This is a genomic window from uncultured Sphingomonas sp. (assembly GCF_913777625.1).
In the GTDB taxonomy this organism is placed as follows: domain Bacteria; phylum Pseudomonadota; class Alphaproteobacteria; order Sphingomonadales; family Sphingomonadaceae; genus Sphingomonas.
On sequence record NZ_CAJYTI010000020.1, the window covers coordinates 172,356 to 188,516 of the forward strand.

At 67.2% G+C, this 16,161-nt stretch carries 15 protein-coding genes; 7 read left to right on the forward strand and 8 right to left on the reverse strand.

All coding sequences use genetic code 11. The features are described from left to right. Positions 1–54: 54 nt before the first annotated feature. On the forward strand, positions 55–1,578 hold the full coding sequence (locus QZ814_RS10750; protein WP_294331827.1) for a fumarate hydratase: 1,524 nt from the start codon (positions 55–57) through the stop codon (positions 1,576–1,578). Between the two features lie 124 nt (positions 1,579–1,702). On the opposite strand, the gene QZ814_RS10755 is transcribed toward QZ814_RS10750, so the two are convergent. The 8 genes from QZ814_RS10755 to QZ814_RS10790 form a co-directional block, all read right to left on the reverse strand. Continuing rightward, positions 1,703–2,026 (reverse strand): hypothetical protein, encoded by a 324-nt coding sequence (locus QZ814_RS10755; RefSeq protein ID WP_294331828.1) that lies wholly within the window; start codon positions 2,024–2,026, stop codon positions 1,703–1,705. After that, complete coding sequence (locus QZ814_RS10760) at positions 2,023–2,616, reverse strand: hypothetical protein (protein ID WP_294331831.1); 594 nt, start codon at positions 2,614–2,616, stop codon at positions 2,023–2,025. Before QZ814_RS10760 ends, QZ814_RS10755 begins: the two co-directional genes overlap by 4 nt. Before the next feature lie 69 nt (positions 2,617–2,685). Further along, positions 2,686–3,981 (reverse strand): diaminopimelate decarboxylase, encoded by a 1,296-nt coding sequence (gene lysA / locus QZ814_RS10765; RefSeq protein WP_294331833.1) that lies wholly within the window; start codon positions 3,979–3,981, stop codon positions 2,686–2,688. Between the two features lie 33 nt (positions 3,982–4,014). Further along, a complete protein-coding gene (locus tag QZ814_RS10770) occupies positions 4,015–4,278 on the reverse strand; it encodes a hypothetical protein (protein WP_294331836.1) in 264 nt (87 codons plus the stop codon). Further along, complete coding sequence (locus tag QZ814_RS10775) at positions 4,275–4,787, reverse strand: SAM-dependent methyltransferase (protein ID WP_294331839.1); 513 nt, start codon at positions 4,785–4,787, stop codon at positions 4,275–4,277. The genes QZ814_RS10770 and QZ814_RS10775 overlap by 4 nt, the downstream gene beginning before the upstream one ends. Positions 4,788–4,798: 11 nt before the next feature. Continuing rightward, positions 4,799–5,065 (reverse strand): hypothetical protein, encoded by a 267-nt coding sequence (locus QZ814_RS10780; RefSeq protein ID WP_294331842.1) that lies wholly within the window; start codon positions 5,063–5,065, stop codon positions 4,799–4,801. 119 nt (positions 5,066–5,184) lie between these two features. Continuing rightward, a complete protein-coding gene (locus QZ814_RS10785; protein ID WP_294331845.1) occupies positions 5,185–5,643 on the reverse strand; it encodes a hypothetical protein in 459 nt (152 codons plus the stop codon). A gap of 50 nt (positions 5,644–5,693) precedes the next feature. After that, the gene (locus QZ814_RS10790) at positions 5,694–6,335 is read right to left on the reverse strand and encodes a TetR/AcrR family transcriptional regulator (RefSeq protein WP_294331848.1); all 642 of its coding nucleotides are present in this window, start codon (positions 6,333–6,335) and stop codon (positions 5,694–5,696) included. Positions 6,336–6,425: 90 nt separating this feature from the next. On the opposite strand from QZ814_RS10790, the gene QZ814_RS10795 reads away from it, so the two are divergent. From QZ814_RS10795 to QZ814_RS10820, 6 genes are all read left to right on the forward strand, one after another. Further along, on the forward strand, positions 6,426–7,892 hold the full coding sequence (locus QZ814_RS10795; RefSeq protein ID WP_294331851.1) for an efflux transporter outer membrane subunit: 1,467 nt from the start codon (positions 6,426–6,428) through the stop codon (positions 7,890–7,892). A 115-nt stretch (positions 7,893–8,007) separates the two neighbouring features. Next, a complete protein-coding gene (locus QZ814_RS10800; RefSeq protein WP_294332595.1) occupies positions 8,008–9,078 on the forward strand; it encodes an HlyD family efflux transporter periplasmic adaptor subunit in 1,071 nt (356 codons plus the stop codon). Between the two features lie 12 nt (positions 9,079–9,090). Continuing rightward, complete coding sequence (locus QZ814_RS10805) at positions 9,091–10,620, forward strand: DHA2 family efflux MFS transporter permease subunit (RefSeq protein WP_294331853.1); 1,530 nt, start codon at positions 9,091–9,093, stop codon at positions 10,618–10,620. Between the two features lie 727 nt (positions 10,621–11,347). Next, positions 11,348–13,960, forward strand: coding sequence for a TonB-dependent receptor (locus QZ814_RS10810; RefSeq protein ID WP_294331856.1), 2,613 nt, complete (start codon positions 11,348–11,350; stop codon positions 13,958–13,960). A gap of 87 nt (positions 13,961–14,047) precedes the next feature. Further along, on the forward strand, positions 14,048–14,863 hold the full coding sequence (locus QZ814_RS10815; RefSeq protein WP_294331859.1) for a sulfite exporter TauE/SafE family protein: 816 nt from the start codon (positions 14,048–14,050) through the stop codon (positions 14,861–14,863). Between the two features lie 35 nt (positions 14,864–14,898). Next, entirely contained in the window at positions 14,899–16,068 is a 1,170-nt protein-coding gene (locus QZ814_RS10820) for a pyridoxal phosphate-dependent aminotransferase (RefSeq protein ID WP_294331862.1), read from the forward strand. Positions 16,069–16,161: the final 93 nt, after the last annotated feature.

The window sequence follows — 16,161 nt, forward strand, 5'->3', positions numbered from 1 at the left end:
GATACAGGCCCCCTTGAGCCCGCCCTGGGCGACACAGCATCGCAGGCACTATCCATGACCGTCCTCATCCAGGAAGCCGATCTGATCGAGAGCGTCGCCGACGCGCTCCAGTACATCTCCTATTACCACCCGATGGATTATATCCGCGCGCTGGGCGACGCCTATGAAGCCGAGCAGTCCCCCGCCGCCAAGGACGCCATCGCGCAGATCCTGACCAACAGCCGCATGTGCGCGGAGGGGCATCGCCCGATCTGCCAGGACACCGGCATCGTCACGGTCTTCATCAAATGGGGCCAGAAGTGCGTGCTGAACAGCGAGCGCTCGCTGCAGGACGTGGTCGATGAAGGCGTCCGCCGCGCCTATCTCCATCCGGAGAACCGCCTGCGTGCCTCGATCCTGCGCGATCCGGCGTTCAGCCGCGTCAACACCAAGGACAATACCCCTTGCGTGCTCAACGTCGAGATGGTGCCCGGCGACCATGTCCATGTCGAGCTGGCGGCCAAGGGCGGCGGCTCGGAGAACAAGTCCAAGTTCGCGATGCTCAACCCGAGCGACTCGATCGTCGACTGGGTGCTCGAGATGGTCCCGAAAATGGGCGCCGGATGGTGCCCGCCGGGCATGCTCGGCATCGGCATCGGCGGCACCGCCGAGAAGGCGGTGACGCTCGCCAAGCAGTCGCTGATGGGGGACATCGACATGGCCCAGCTCAAGAAGCGGGGGCCCCAGAACGATATCGAGCGGCTCCGCATCGAGATTTTCGACAAGGTCAACGCGCTCGGCATCGGCGCGCAGGGCCTGGGCGGCCTCTCGACGATCCTCGACGTGAAGATCCTCGACTATCCTACGCATGCGGCGTCGAAGCCGATCGCGATGATCCCCAACTGCGCCGCCACCCGCCACGCGCATTTCAGCCTCGACGGCAGCGGCCCGGTCTATCTCGACCCGCCGAGCCTCGACGAATGGCCGAAGGTGGAATGGACGCCGTCGAAGGAATCGATCCGCGTCGATCTCGACACGCTCACCCCCGAGGTGGTGGCAAGCTGGAAGCCGGGCGACCGCCTGCTGCTCAACGGCAAGATGCTCACCGGCCGCGACGCCGCGCACAAGCGCATCCAGGACATGCTCGCCAAGGGCGAGGAACTGCCGGTCGATTTCAAGGGCCGGGTGATCTATTATGTCGGCCCGGTCGATCCGGTGCGTGACGAGGTGGTCGGCCCCGCCGGCCCCACCACCGCGACCCGCATGGACAAGTTCACCGAGATGATGCTGGCCCAGACCGGCCTGATCGCGATGGTCGGCAAGGCGGAGCGTGGTCCGGTGGCGATCGAGGCGATCCGCAACCACAAGGCCGCCTATCTGATGGCGGTGGGCGGCGCGGCCTATCTCGTCGCCCGCGCGATCAAGGGCGCGCGGGTTGTCGGCTTCGCCGATCTCGGCATGGAAGCGATCTACGAGTTCGACGTGAAGGACATGCCGGTCACGGTCGCCGTCGATGCGACCGGCGAGAGCGTCCACCACACCGGCCCGCTGGTGTGGCGCGAGAAGATCGCCAAGGAACGGCTGCTCCAGCAGGCGTGAGGCCATGGCCGAGCCCGCAGACACGCGGCCGTTCGCGTGTCTGCGGGCTTGCCCCCCTTTTCCGCGCGTGGTGCCACGCCCGTTCGCCTTGCGCGACGGGAGGCGAAGACGATACGCCCCGGCGCTAGCCAGCCTTGCCCAGCACGTCCGCGAGATGACAGGACTTGCCCGGCGTCAGCTTGTCGACACGTTCGACCTGCAGGATCACGCCGTCGCCCTGCTCCACCGCATGCGCGACGACCTCGCCATAGGCCGGAAGCTTGGCCTTGCGGAGCTTGGCCATTGCCTGCACGCCCCCCGCGTCGACCAGCGTGTAGCGGTTCTCGGCCAGATCGCAGCGGCGCAGGACGATGGCGTCGCCGTCGCGCTCGATGGTGCCGATGAAAATGTCGGTGCTCGGCTCGGCCTGCGGTGTCGCCGCCAGCAGCGCGATCAGCGGCAGGATCATAGCGGGTTCCCGTCCTTGTCGAGCATCTCGATCCGATACGAGCAGCCGTAGAGCGTCTTGCCGGGATGGGTGGTGGCGTTCGAGACGCTGCGCGCGATCACCGTCCGCGCCCGGTAGTGATCGCCGTCCACCGGATCGGTGACGTCGCGGATCACCCGTTCGCCCAGGAACTTGCGGAACGTCACCGCGCCTTCCGGCAGCCCTTCGGCGGCCATCGCGTTTTCGACCTGTACCTGCCGCGCCACGACCGCCGGATCGGGCAGGTCCAGCACCGCCACCACGCCGCTCGCCGAGAAGGCGATGCGGCGCGTGCTGTATCCGCCGGCAACCACGATCGGCGCGGGCAGGTCATATTCGGCAAGCAGGAAATTCGCCGATTTGACCGGCTTCCAGCCCCGCTTGGCGGCAAGCTTCTCCTCGCCGTTCAACGCCATGGCGAAGGCGGTATAGCTGGGCGCATCCAGGCGACACTCGATCGCATCGCGCACATCGATCGTGCCGGGGTCGACCTCGTCCTGCACCGGCGCGGCCGGCAGGGACGCAGGGAGCAGGGCGGCAAGCAGGCCGAGGCCGAGGCGGGATCGCTTCATGCCGCTGCACCTATTGCCTGGCTGCCGGCCGCGCAAATGGTTCGCGCCGAGGCGTTTGCCGCCCACGGTTCACGGGATCAGCGCCGGAAGCGATGGACCAGCCGGATCCCGCGACGCGATCCATTCGGGCAGGCGCTGGGGCCGCAGGTCGGCCGCCGGCACGCGATCGGCGATCACCGCGAAGCGATCGCCTTCGACCCATACCTCCGGCACCAGCGCACGCGCATTGTAGGTGGATGCCATCGCCGCACCATAGGCACCGGCGGTGTGGAATACGGCAAGGTCGCCTTCCTCCACCCGGTCGACGACCCGGGCACGGGCGAAGCTATCCCCGCTTTCGCACACCGGCCCGACGATATTGGCGACGAAGCGGTCGCGCCGCGGCTGTACTGCGGCGAAATCGTGCCAGGCATCGTAGAGCGCCGGCCGCGCGAGATCGTTCATCGCCGCGTCGACGACGACGAAGGGATAGGGCTGGCCCGGCTTGACCCACAGCACGCGGGTCAGCAGCACGCCCGCCCGCGCGGCGATGAAGCGGCCGGGTTCGAACAGCAGGGTAACGCCCCAGTCGCGCGTCTCCTGCGCCACCATGGTGCCATAGGCAGCGACGTCCGCCCCCGGCTCGCCCGCCCGGTAGGAAACGCCGAGCCCGCCGCCCAGGTCGACATGGGTGATCCGGTGCCCCTCGGCGCGGAGCCGCGCGAGCAGCTGGCCGATCCGACGATAGCTGGCCCGCAGCGGCGCGAGATCGGTAATCTGGCTGCCGATATGCACGGCGATGCCGTGCATATCGAGCCCCGGCAAGGCGGCCAGCCGGCCGTACATCGCGGCGGCTTCGCCATAGCCGATGCCGAACTTGCTGTCCGCCAGCGCCGTGCTGATCTTGGCATGGGTATGGGCATCGATATGCGGGTTGACGCGCAGCAGTGCCGGCGCGCGCCGCCCCCGCGCGCGCGCAAGCGCGGAAAGCACCTCCCCCTCGCGCTCCAGTTCCAGGTTGAAGCGGCCGATGCCCGCCCCCAGCGCCGCGGCGAGTTCGGCGGGCGTCTTGCCCACGCCCGAATAGACGATGTCCTGGGGGGCGAGGCCTGCCCGACGCGCCAGCGCCAGTTCGCCGCCGGAGACGATGTCCGCACCGAAGCCGAGTCCGGCCAGCGTCCGCAGGACCATGGCATTGGGATTGGCCTTCATGGCGAACATCAGTTGCTTGGCGGGCACATCCGTCAGCGCGGCGGCGAACGCCTCCGCCGCGGTCCGCAGCGCGGTTTCCGAATAGACATAGGTCGGCGTGCCGACCGCGTCGGCGATCGCCGCCAGCGGCACCGCCTCGGCATGCAGTTGGCCGCCGCGCAGATCGAAGACCATGGTAATTTCTTTCAAGCGAGGGGAAGCGCCGTCTCAACGGTCGCGACGACGCGCGGCACGACGCGCCTGGAGGCGTTCGGGCAACAGGCGGTGCCGGCTGCACTCGATGCGGATCGCCAGCGACGCCCGCCGCCCCTGCACCACCAGCACGAGGCCGAGCATGGCGATCGGGAAGCCAAGCAGCAGCACGCCGGTGCCGTCCGCCGCGGCCAAGTCGCTCGCCGCGCCCGCCAGCACGCCCGCGATCAGCAGGGCGACACCGGCGGCGCGCCACCATCGGTCGCCGGGGCGAGTCATGCGCGGGCTCCCGGACGCAGCCCCGCCAGGGCGAGCCGGCCCGCCTTCCGCGCCAGCCAGACCAAGGACGCCCTCTCCTGTGGCGCCGCCGCATAGAGGAGAATGTCTGCGGGAAAGGCGAGTTCGTCGCGCATCGCCGCGTCCGCGGTGCCGACATAGAAGCGCAGATCGATGGCGGCATCCCGGATCGTCGCGGCAACACGCCGCGCCTGGGCGAGCAGCGCCCCGTCGAGATCCACGCCGCGCGCCTCGATCGCGACGAACCCCAGCGCGCGGGCGGTGCGGACGGCCAGCAGCAACAGGCTGGCATCCCCGCACGCGGCGTCGACGATGCGGATGCTGCGCCGCCCTTCTTCGCGCATCGCTTCCAGGCGAGCGGCGACCATCGGCCAGCGCAGGTCCTGCATCGCGACCCGTTCGGCGGCGTCGCACAGGGCGTGGCGCAATCGCGCCGCGAGCGGCGGCTCGGCAGGTGCGGCCGGGAGCGCGAAGGCATGGGCAAGTTCCATCACCCCCTCCCTCACGCCGCCCGGCGCCGGGCGCATTCGTCCGGCCCGACGGGATCGAAGGAGACGCTGGCGACCAGCGGCTGGTCCGCTTCGACCAGTTCCGCGCCGGGAAAGGCGTGCCGCTCGGCGCGCGCGAACTGCCACGCCGCCGCGCGCGACACGAACCGCCCCTCCATCCGCCCATGATTTTCCTGGACCAGCCAGTGCCCCTCGCGGTCCTGCCCCACCCAGAGGATGGTGGCACCCGGATCGGGTTCCGTCGCTACGCCCGACAACATCGATACGCTCCTTGCAACCACCGGCCACGCAGGCCGAGGACCGCAAGCTAGCCAGCCGGTGCATTAAGCTTCGAGAGCGAAGGCAAGCCGCGCGCGTTAGATTTGCATATAGTCGGGCGTTATTCGGGCAGGATCCGCACGCGGCGCTTGCCCCAATAGCTGAGGTCGATCGAGAAATGCGCCGGCGCGCCTTGGTGGACCAGGATCATCTGGTCCCCGCGCCCGCCTTCGCCGGTATAGCTGGCGGTCCAGCCGCGCTTCTTCAGCGCGTCGCCCACCTTGAGCACTGCCGACTGATCGCGATCGTGCCACAAGGTGATTTGCAGAAAGCCGCCGCGGCCGTCGCCGCCGATCAGGTCGAGCGCAGCCTCATAGGGGCCTTCGCCGAGCAGCATCACGCCCGAGCGGCGGCAGCGCAGATGGCCGCCATCCATCTCGATGCAGTTATCGAAACCGGCTCGCTTGGCATCGGCAAGGCTGCCGCGCACCGGCAGCCCCGCATAGATCAGGGTCTTTGGCGGCGGTGCCGTCGGTTCGCCGCTGCAGGCGGCAAGCGCAATCGCGGCAGACGACAACAAGATGGCATTGAATTTCCACATCGCTCGCACGGCTTCTCCCTCGGGAGAACCTAGGCGGGCACGGGCTCCGGTGCAAATGCCCGCAGGAAGAGATCGACGATATAGTCGGTATCTTCCTCGATCTCGGCCTCGCTGAACAAGTGGCCGAGCATCGCGCGCTGCTGGGCGCCCATGCAAAGGCTGGTGAGCGCAAAGGCCGCGCGCAACGGATCGGAGCTACGCAGCTGCCCCTTGTGCATCGCGTCCTGCAGATAGGCTGCCAGCATCTCGCGAGTGCGCTGCGGGCCCCGCCGGAAAAAAATCTGGCCCATTTCGGGCGAACGCTCGACCTCGGCATGGATCACGCGGTGCAGCTGGATGGCCTCTTTCGAGGTGACCTTGCGCAACAGGCTGCGGATGAAGGCGCACAGCGTCGCGTGCAGATTGTCCGAAGGTATCAGCAACTTGAGGACCTGCTCGCGATAGTCCCGCGTCGCCTCATCCACGCACGCGTCGAACAGTTCTTCCTTGGACGCGAAATAGCTCCACAACGTCCCCTTCGAGCCGCCGAGTTCCGAGGCGATCGCAGACATGGATACGGCCGCATAGCCCTGTTCCATGAAGTGACGCTTGGCGATAGCGAGGATCGCGGCGCGGCGATCCTGCTTCCGCGCTTCGCGCTTGCCGAGACATTTGGGGGGTACGCTCTCCATAACCGTACTATAGGGTACGATTTTCTATTGACAAGAGCAGACCCGCTCTCCATTTGGAACTCGTACCCTCTAGTACGGTTTTACCACCCCATGATGAGTCGTTTCCCGACAAGGCCCTTGTTGTTGACTGCGGCTGCCGCGTCGGCACTGGCAGCCTGTGCGCCCGTCCCCAATCTGGGCGCCCGCCCCGAAGTGCGTGCGGCGAACAGCTACGCCGCCAGCCAGTCCTTCGCCGGCACACAGCAGGCGGCCTGGCCGGTCAACAACTGGTGGACCGCCTATAACGATCCGCAGCTCAACGCATTGATGGACGAAGCCTTTCGCGGCGCACCCGATCTGGCGGCCGCTGCCGCGCGCCTCCGCTCGGCCCAGGCCTATGCGGTACAGGCGGGTGCGGCGAGCCTGCCGCGCGTCGACGCCAGCGGCTCGGTGGCTGCCAACCAGATCAACACGGGCGACGGCCTGCCGATCAACATCCCGTCGAACGTGCAGACGATCGGCTATGGCACGCTGAACCTGTCCTTCGATCTCGACCTGTGGGGCAAGAACCGCGCCCAGCTCGCCGCCGCCACCTCGCAGGCGGAAGCGGCACGGCTGGAACTGGAACAGGCCCGGCTCGCGCTTTCGACCAACATCGCGGCCGCCTATGCCGATCTCGCCCGCCTCGCCGCCGACCGCGCGGTGCAGGAGCGCGCGCTGCAGGTGCGCATCGAGACGCAGAAGCTGGTCGTCGATCGCGTGACCAACGGCCTCGAGACCCGCGCCGAGGAAAAGCAGGCGGCCTCCGCCGTGCCCGCCGCACGCGCGCAGCTCGCCGGAATCGACGAGCAGATCGGCCTGACCCGCAACCGCATCGCGGCGCTGCTCGGCCAGGGCCCGGATCGTGGCCTCAGCATCACCTTGCCCAGCGCACCGACCGAGGCGCGCGGCATCCCTGCCGACGTGACGACCGACCTGATCGGCCGTCGCCCGGACATTGCCGCCGCGCGTGCCCGCGTCGAGGCGGCGGCCAGCAAGATCAAGGTGGCGCGCGCCGCCTTCTATCCGTCGATCCGGCTCAGCGCGCTCGCCGGCTATGGCGCACTTGGCCTTGACAACCTTGTCAAAGGCAATGGCGCCGCGGTCTTCCAGGCCGGCCCGGCGATCAGCCTGCCGATCTTCCATGGCGGCGAACTGCGCGGCCAATATGCCGGCGCCCGCGCCGCCTATGACGAAGCGGTCGCCAATTACGACAACAGCGTCACCACCGCCTATCATGACGTAGCGGATGCGGTGACGAGCCAGAAGGCGCTGGTCTCGCGGCTGGATCTCAGCCGCAAGGCCCTCGCCGATTCCGAACAAGCCTACGGGATCGCCCGGCAACGCTATGAAGGCGGGCTGTCGCGGTTCCTCGACGTTCTGACCGCCGAGGAGAGGGTGTTGCAGAACCGCCAGATCGTTGCCGAACTGGAGGCCCGTGCGTTCGCACTGGATATCCAGCTCGTCCGCGCGCTCGGCGGCGGCTTTTCCACCAACAACGCGGCGGTTGCCGCTTCCGAGGTCCCGACCCATGGCTGACGCAGAACCCGCCATCCACTCCGCCCGAGGCACCGCCGATCGCGCCGAGCCCGCCCCCACCCCCGCCCCGGTCGATGCCGACGAGGGGCACCGTAAGTCGCTGCGCAAGCGGCTGATGCTCGGCGTCGGCGGCCTCGTGATGCTCGCCGGCCTCGGCTATGGCGGTTATTACGTGGCCGTCGGCAGCCATTATGTGAGCACCGACAATGCCTATGTCGGCGCCGACAGCGCCAGCATCACCCCGATGACCGGCGGCCAGGTGCTCAGCGTTTTGGTGGCCGACACCCAGGCCGTGAAGAAGGGCGACGTGCTCGTCCAGATCGACGACAGCGATGCCCGCATCGCGCTTGCCCAGGCCGAGGCCGATCTCGCCCGCGCCACCCGCCAGTTCGGCCAGACCGCGGCGACCAGCGACGCACTGGCGGCGCAGGTGCAGGCGCGCGAGGCGGACATCGCCCGCGCCCGCGCGCAGGTGACCGCGGCGCAGGCCGATTTCGAAAAGGCCCGCATCGATCTCGCCCGCCGCCAGAAGCTCGCGCCCAACGGCGCGGTCTCGGGCGAAGAACTGACCTCGGCAACCAATGCCTTCCAGGCAGCGCGCGCCAATCTCGACCTCGCCAAGGCGGGTCTCGCCCAGGCGAGCTCGACCCGGGTTGCGGCCAGCGGCCAGCTGGCGGCGAACGAGGCGCTGGTGCGCGGCACCAATGCCAATACCGCGCCGGAAGTGCTCGCCGCCCGCGCCAAGGTGGAGCAGGCCAAGCTGGACCTTGCCCGCACGGTGATCCGCGCGCCGTTCGACGGCGTCGTCACCCGCCGCGCGGTGCAGGTCGGCCAGCGCGTCGCGCCGGGCGCGCAACTGATGCTGATCGTGCCACTCAACCAGCTGTACGTCGACGCCAACTTCAAGGAAGGCCAGCTGACCAAGGTGAAGGTCGGCCAGCCGGTGACGCTCACCTCCGACCTCTATGGCGGCAAGGTCGAGTATCACGGCCGCGTCGTCGGCTTCTCGGGCGGCACCGGCTCGTCCTTCGCACTGATTCCGGCGCAGAACGCGACCGGCAACTGGATCAAGGTGGTCCAGCGCCTGCCGGTGCGCGTCGCGCTCGATCCGAAGGAGCTGCAGGCGCACCCGCTGCGCGTCGGCCTGTCGATGGATGCCGAGATCGATACCTCGGCCACCAAGTAAGGATTGCCTGCCATGAGCGGCCAGATGCAGCGCGGGGGCTTCCTGGAGGGGCCCTCGCTGATCCTCGCCGGCGTGGTGCTGGCGTTGACCAACTTCATGGTGGTGCTCGACACCACCATCGCCAATGTCTCGGTGCCGCATATCGCCGGCAGCCTGGGCATTTCGGCGAGCCAGGGTACCTGGATCATCACCTCCTACGCCGTCGCCGAGGCGATCTGCGTGCCGCTGACCGGCTGGCTCGCCGGCCGGTTCGGCGTGGTGCGGGTGTTCATCATCGGCATGATCGGCTTCGGCGTCTTCTCGGTGCTGTGCGGCATGTCGACGACGCTCGGCATGCTGGTCGCCTGCCGCATCGGGCAGGGGCTGTGCGGCGGTCCGCTGATGCCGCTCACCCAGACGCTGCTGCTGCGCATCTTCAAGCCCGAACAGCACGCCCAGGCCATGGGCCTGTGGGCGATGACCACCGTCGTCGCGCCGATCCTCGGCCCGATCGCCGGCGGCACGATCAGCGACAACTGGTCCTGGCACTGGATCTTCTTCATCAACGTGCCGGTCTGCGCGCTCTGCGTGTTCGGCGCGGTACGCCTGCTCAGCCGCGCCGAGACGCCCACCCAGAAGCTGCCGATCGACAAGGGCGGCCTTGCGCTGCTCGTCCTGTGGATCGCCGCGCTGCAGATCATGCTCGATCTCGGCCGCGAGCATGACTGGTTCAACGACAGCACGATCGTGTGGCTCGGCGTGGTCGCCGCGATCGGCTTCCTCGTCTTCCTCGCCTGGGAGATTACCGAGAAGGATCCGGTGGTCGATCTGCGGGTGTTCCGCCATCGGGGATTCACCGTTTCGGTGATCTCGCTCAGCTTTGCCTTCGCGACCTTCTTCGCCTCGGCCGTGATCATCCCGCAATGGCTGCAGTCGAGCCAGGGCTACACCGCGACCTATGCGGGCTATGCCACCGCCTTCTCGGGCGTGGCCGCCGTGTTCATGTCACCGGTCGTCGCCAAGCTGTCGAAGAAGGTCGACCCGCGCCTGCTGGTGTCGTTCGGCATCCTCTGGCTGGGACTGTCGGCGTTCATCCGCGTCTACTGGAACAGCCAGGCCGGGTTCTGGACCTTCGCCTTCCCGCAGTTCCTCCAGGGCTTCGGCATGCCGTTCTTCTTCATCCCGCTGACCACGCTGGCGCTGGGATCGGTGCTGCCGGAGGAAACCGCCTCGGCCGCGGGCGTGATGAGCTTCCTGCGCACCATGGCCGGCGCAATCGGCACCTCGATCTCGACCAGCATCTGGGACGACAGCTCGCGCGTCGCCCGCAGCGAGATCGTGTCGCGTCTGAATACCGATCCGACGATGAACGCCCTTACCGCACAGGGCTTTTCGATCGGGCAGGTGCGCAGCGCCGTCGCCCGGCTGGTCGATCAGGAAAGTCTTACGCTCGCGACCACCCATGTGTTCCTGCTGTCCGCGATCGTCTTCGTCTTCGCGGCCGGCATCATCTGGTTCACGCCCCGCCCCCGCGGCAATGTGGATACCAGCGCGGCGCATTGATCCGCCGTACCGCGTTCCCCAAGCGCCACGCCCCGTCACCCGACGGGGCGTGGCGTTGCTGTATGCGCGCCCCGCGCCTCTGGCAGCCCCTGGCGCAGCGCCGCCGGGCAGGCCCTATACGTCATTTGACCATTGACAGTGTTTTGTTGCTCGATAGCATCGAGAAATAACAGAAAATTAGGGGTTGGATGTCCGAACCGGCACTTTGATCAGAAACGGGGTGATCAATGGCCGACCAACACGTGCTTCGCGGCGCGCCGGCGCGCGTTGCCTCCAGGCAACGATCCGGACGACACAGACCTTTGGCAACGCATGGTGACGTCCAGCCCGCCTGAGCGGGCAAGGAGGCTGTTTCGCGCCCGCCAGCGCCTATGGCCGCACGACCACCGGGCGTTGCCCTGACCCTCCCTCGGCCGCCTCGCAGGATGCACGCGAGATATCTGCCGCATCGCGGCCCGATGGCGGTCTAGTTCGAAATCGATCGTAACCGCGCACCCCCTGCGCCCGACATCGGGCGTGGACCCGAGTAATGCGGCCGCCTGACATCCGGCGCCGCGCACCCGCGTACCCCAGTGTCGACGGCAAACCCGCGAGCGCCTGCGCTTGCGGGGCCGGGTCTCCATGCCCGGCGCGGACGGCACCAAGAAACCAGAAGCACAAGGCGAAGAACAAGCGCGTCCGGAAACCGGACCCATTCAACCCACCAGCCTTGAGGGGGCATCACCGAATGCAATTTCGCGAGACCGTATCGTTCACGACCCTGGCCCTCACGCTGGCGCTCGCCGCCGCGCCGGCCTTCGCGCAGGACAGCGTCGCACCCGCCCAGGAAAGCGGCGGCGACATCATCGTCACCGGCACCCGCGTGACGGGCCTGCGCGCCGCCGACAGCCCGGCGCCGATCCAGCTGCTGAGTGCCGACGACCTGTCGCGCACCGGCCAGCCGGACCTGATCCAGGCGCTGGCGCAGAATCTGCCGAGCGTGCAGGCCCAGGCCTTTGGCAGCGACCTGCAGGCGCACAACCTGCAGATGAAGCTGCGCGGTCTCAGCCCCAACCACACGCTGATCCTGGTCAACGGCAAGCGCCGCCACGGCACCGCCAACGTCTCGGTCGCCGGCGGCCCCTATGGCGGTAGCGCCGCGCCCGACATCAGCTTCATCCTGCCGGATTCGATCGACCATATCGAAGTGCTGCAGGACGGCGCCGCCGCCCAGTACGGCACCGACGCGATCGCCGGCGTGATCAACATCATCCAGAAAAAGGCCGACCACGGCGGCATCGTCGACGTGACCGGTGGCCAATATTACGACCAGGGCGGCAAGACCTACGCGATCTCGGGGAATGTCGGCTTCGCCCCGATCGAGGGCGCCTATGTCAACATCACCGCCGAGAAGAAGCACAAGGGCTTCAGCTTCCGCGGCGACATCAATCCGCAAGTCTACGGCACCAGCGCCAACGCCACCAAATATCTGACGCTGTATCCGGCAATCAAGAACCTGCCCTATTACCCCTATACCAACCGGATCGAGGGTGACCCGGAGGTCGACCAGAGCTCGGTGATGGTCAATGCCGGCTATGACTTCGGCGGCGGATTCGAATTCTACACCTTCGGCAGCTATGGTCACAAGAATGCCCGCGCCTATGAGAATGTCCGCACGCCGGACGTGATCGTCAGCAAGGCGGGCGTGCCCTTCTACCCCTCGGGCTTCCAGCCGCTCGAGGCGATCAGCGAGACCGACTATGCGGTCACCGGCGGTTTCCGCGGTACGGTGAGCGGCACGACCTTCGACATCGCATCCACCTATGGGGACGATTTCGTCGGCGTCTACGTCCAGAATTCGGGCAACGCCTCGCTCTACAAGGACACCGGCTTCACGCCGACCAACTTCCACAATGGCGACTTCAAGGCCACCCAGTGGAGCAACACGCTGGACCTCACCCACGCCTTCGACATCGGCCTCGGCGATCCGCTGAACGTCGCGGCGGGCCTCGAATATCGCCGCGAGACCTACGGCATCGTCTCGGGCGACCCGGCTTCCTATTACGGCAGCGGCGCGCAGTCCTTCTTCGGCTACAGCCCGAACGACGCCGGCAACCATTCGCGGACCAACTTCTCGCAATATCTCGACATCAGCGTGAAGCCGGTCGCGTCCTGGCTGGTCGACGGCGCGGTCCGCCACGAGCATTACAGCGATTTCGGCGATACCACCGTCGTCAAGCTGACCAGCCGCTACGACATCTCCAAGGCCTTCGCGATCCGCGGCACCGTTTCGACCGGCTTCCGCGCGCCGACCCTGGCCGAAGGCTTCTATTCGGGCATCAACGTCGCGCCGAACAGCGTGTCGGGCGTGCTGCCGGCCAACTCGGCGGGTGCCAAGGCGCTCGGCTTCGGCGGCCTCAAGCCGGAAAAGTCGACCAACTTCAGCGCCGGCTTCGTGTTCACGCCCAGCCCGCACATCAACGTGACGCTGGACGCCTATTGGATCGAGATCCGCGACCGCATCCTGATCTCGAGCTCCTTCTACGGCTTCAACGGCAAATACTGCCCGCAGGGCTATGCCGGCTCGAACAAGGCAAACTGCGTCGCCTACAACGCCGATACCTACAACACCTACAACCAGCAGGCGGTCTACAATTCGGTGGCGACCGCGCTGGGCGGCACGATCCCGAGCTATGTGCTCACCGACGTCAATGGCGAGCGCAACATCGACGGCACGGTGGCGGTGCAGACCTTCGTCAACGGCGCCAAGATGCGCACCCGCGGCGTCGATTTCGTTGCCAGCTACGACATGCTGAGCCCGATCGGGAAGGTGAACTGGACGCTCTCGGCCAACTACAACGACAACAAGGTCAAGAGCATCGCGGCGCTGCCGGCGGCGCTGTACGTCAACAAGGCCAATCCGGCGGTTTCGGCGCTGATCAACAACTACAGCGTTGTCGAGCTGGAGAACAGCACGCCCAAGTTCCGGGCGACGCTGGGCGCCTTCTGGCAATCGGGCCGGTTCAGCGTGAACCTGCGCGAAAGCTATTACTCGAAGGTCTATGCGCTGGAATCCACCCCGGGCAACAGCAGCCTGAAGGGCGCGGACCTGCAGGTGCCGGTCAACGCCGCCTTCATCACCGATCTGGAAGTCGGCGCGAAGATCACCGGTGGCCTGAAGCTTTCGGTCGGCGCGAACAACCTGTTCAACCATTATCCGACCCAGCGATCCTACGACTATATCCGCTCGGCCCAGCTCGCTTCCGGATCGCGCGGCTATTCGTCGAACGTCTATCCGTCGATCTCTCCGTACGGGATCAACGGCGGCTATTATTACGGCCGGATCAGTCTGAAATTCTAATCCACCTGCCGGCCGGGGGACATTCTCCGGCCGGCCTGTTCTTGCAAGAACATAAGCTCGGGAGTGATGCACTTGCTTTCATCATCGATGGACTGGCTGATCCCGCTCGTGGGGCTGCTGGCCGCTGGGCTCGCCGCCGGTTTTGCCGGCGGCGTGTTTGGCATAGGCGGCGGCTTCGTCGTGGTCCCCGCCCTGCTCGTCATGCTGCCGCTGCTCGGCGGCGAGCATAGCCAATATGCCCATGTCGCGATCGGCACCTCCGCCGCGACGATCATCATCACCTCGATCCGCGCGGTGATGAGCCATCACAAGCGCGGATCGGTCGATTTCGAGATCCTCAAGACCTGGGCGCCCTGGGTGGTGCTGGGCGACGGCGTCGGCGTGCTGCTCGCCAGCCATGTCGATGGCCGCGTCCTCACCCTGGTGTTCGCCAGCGGCGTGCTGCTGATGTCGATCAACTTCCTGGTGCCGCGCCTCGGCAACAAGGTGATCAGCGACCAGATGCCGATGGGCGTCACCCGCGTCGCCATCGCCGGGGGGCTGGGCACCTTCTCCTCGCTGCTCGGCATCGGCGGCGGCACGATCGCGATCATGGTGATGACGCTGTGCGGCCGCTCGATCCACCGCGCGGTGGGCACCGCCAGCGGCATCGGGACGCTGATCGCCGTGCCCAGCGCGATCGGCTTCGCGATCATCGGCTTGCGCGAGCCGGGGCTGCCCTGGGGCTCGCTCGGCTTCGTCAACCTGCCGGCGACGGTGGCCATCGCCTCGATGTCGATGCTCACCGCGCCGCTCGGGGTCGCAGCCGCCCACTCCCTACAACCGGCCATGCTGAAGCGGGTATTCGGCATTTACCTCATCGTCATCGCACTCGTGATGTTCCATAACGCGCTGAAGTTCTGATGCGCGTCTTCGACCAAAACAGGGAGACCCTCGACATGACCATCCTCGAAGCCCTCAAGACGCCCGAAGTAACCGAGGACCTGCGCGGCCGCGGCTATTCGCGCCGCGACATGGGTCGCATCGCCGCGCTGCTGGGCGGCACCGTGGCGCTCGGCCGCGCCGCGCCCGCGCTCGCCCAGCAATCGGCCAAGGCAGTCGTCGGCGCGGTGCGCATCGGATCGAACGAATGCTGGACGGGGCCGCTGCCGGCCGGCGCCGCGGCGGCGATGAAGATCGTCACCGAGGGCAATCGCTACGAGCCTGACAACGAGCATGAGAAGCTGTTTGCAGCCGTCTCGGCGGTGGAGGGGCTGCCCGCCAGCCATATCCGCGCCTGGCCGGGTTCGAGCGACCCGCTCAACCGCGTCGCCGTCACCTTCGCCTCGCCCAGCCGCGGCATCGTCACCGCCGATCCCACCTATGAGCAGATCTGGCGCACCGGCGCCTGGCTCGGCGCCAAGGTCACCAAGGCGCCGCTCGGCCCCGACTATCAGCACGACGTCAAGGCGATGCTCGCCGCCGACCCCAAGGCGGGGCTGTATTATGTCTGCTCGCCCAACAACCCGACCGGCACGCTGACGCCGATCGAGGACATCGTCTGGCTCGCCGAGAACAAGCCCAAGGACGCCGTGCTCGTCGTCGACGAAGCCTATATCCACTTTGCCGGCACGCCCAACGCCGCCAAGCTGGTGGCGACCCGCGACGACGTGCTGGTGATGCGCACCTTCTCCAAGCTGTTCGGCATGGCGGGCATGCGGCTGGGCCTCACTTTCGCGGCGCCGTCGCTGCACGAGAAGATGATGCGCTATGACGGCTTCCAGGTGAGCAACATGCTGCCGATGACGGCAGTCGCCTGCGGCACCGCCTCGCTGCCGCTCGCCGCGGACATCAAGGCCCGGCGCGAGGAGATGATCGCGGTGCGCGAAAAGACCATCGCGCATATCCAGAGCCGCGGCCTCAAGGTGCTGCCGGGCAGCCATGCCAACATGTTCATGGTCGACTGGAAGACCAAGACGCCCAAGCAGATGATGGAGGCCCTGCTCGCCCAGAACGTCCAGATCGGCCGTTCCTGGTCAGCCTATCCCACCATGTCGCGGGTGACCGTCGGCTCGGCCGAGGACATGGAGAAGTTCCGGATCGCGCTCGACAAGATCCTGATGGCGTAACATCGAAGGGATGGCGGCCTGCCGCAGAGGTCGTCATCCCCGCGTAGGCGGGGATCCCATTCGCGCTGTAGCGTCGGTTCTTTTCTCCAGCGT

Coding starts and splice junctions, on each gene's coding strand:
- QZ814_RS10750 (WP_294331827.1), top strand. CDS start 55: ATGACCGTCCTCATCCAGGAAGCCGATCTGATCGAGAGCGTCGCCGAC.
- QZ814_RS10755 (WP_294331828.1), bottom strand. CDS start 2,026: ATGATCCTGCCGCTGATCGCGCTGCTGGCGGCGACACCGCAGGCCGAG.
- QZ814_RS10760 (WP_294331831.1), bottom strand. CDS start 2,616: ATGAAGCGATCCCGCCTCGGCCTCGGCCTGCTTGCCGCCCTGCTCCCT.
- lysA (WP_294331833.1), bottom strand. CDS start 3,981: ATGGTCTTCGATCTGCGCGGCGGCCAACTGCATGCCGAGGCGGTGCCG.
- QZ814_RS10770 (WP_294331836.1), bottom strand. CDS start 4,278: ATGACTCGCCCCGGCGACCGATGGTGGCGCGCCGCCGGTGTCGCCCTG.
- QZ814_RS10775 (WP_294331839.1), bottom strand. CDS start 4,787: ATGGAACTTGCCCATGCCTTCGCGCTCCCGGCCGCACCTGCCGAGCCG.
- QZ814_RS10780 (WP_294331842.1), bottom strand. CDS start 5,065: ATGTTGTCGGGCGTAGCGACGGAACCCGATCCGGGTGCCACCATCCTC.
- QZ814_RS10790 (WP_294331848.1), bottom strand. CDS start 6,335: ATGGAGAGCGTACCCCCCAAATGTCTCGGCAAGCGCGAAGCGCGGAAG.
- QZ814_RS10795 (WP_294331851.1), top strand. CDS start 6,426: ATGATGAGTCGTTTCCCGACAAGGCCCTTGTTGTTGACTGCGGCTGCC.
- QZ814_RS10800 (WP_294332595.1), top strand. CDS start 8,008: ATGCTCGGCGTCGGCGGCCTCGTGATGCTCGCCGGCCTCGGCTATGGC.
- QZ814_RS10805 (WP_294331853.1), top strand. CDS start 9,091: ATGAGCGGCCAGATGCAGCGCGGGGGCTTCCTGGAGGGGCCCTCGCTG.
- QZ814_RS10810 (WP_294331856.1), top strand. CDS start 11,348: ATGCAATTTCGCGAGACCGTATCGTTCACGACCCTGGCCCTCACGCTG.
- QZ814_RS10815 (WP_294331859.1), top strand. CDS start 14,048: ATGGACTGGCTGATCCCGCTCGTGGGGCTGCTGGCCGCTGGGCTCGCC.
- QZ814_RS10820 (WP_294331862.1), top strand. CDS start 14,899: ATGACCATCCTCGAAGCCCTCAAGACGCCCGAAGTAACCGAGGACCTG.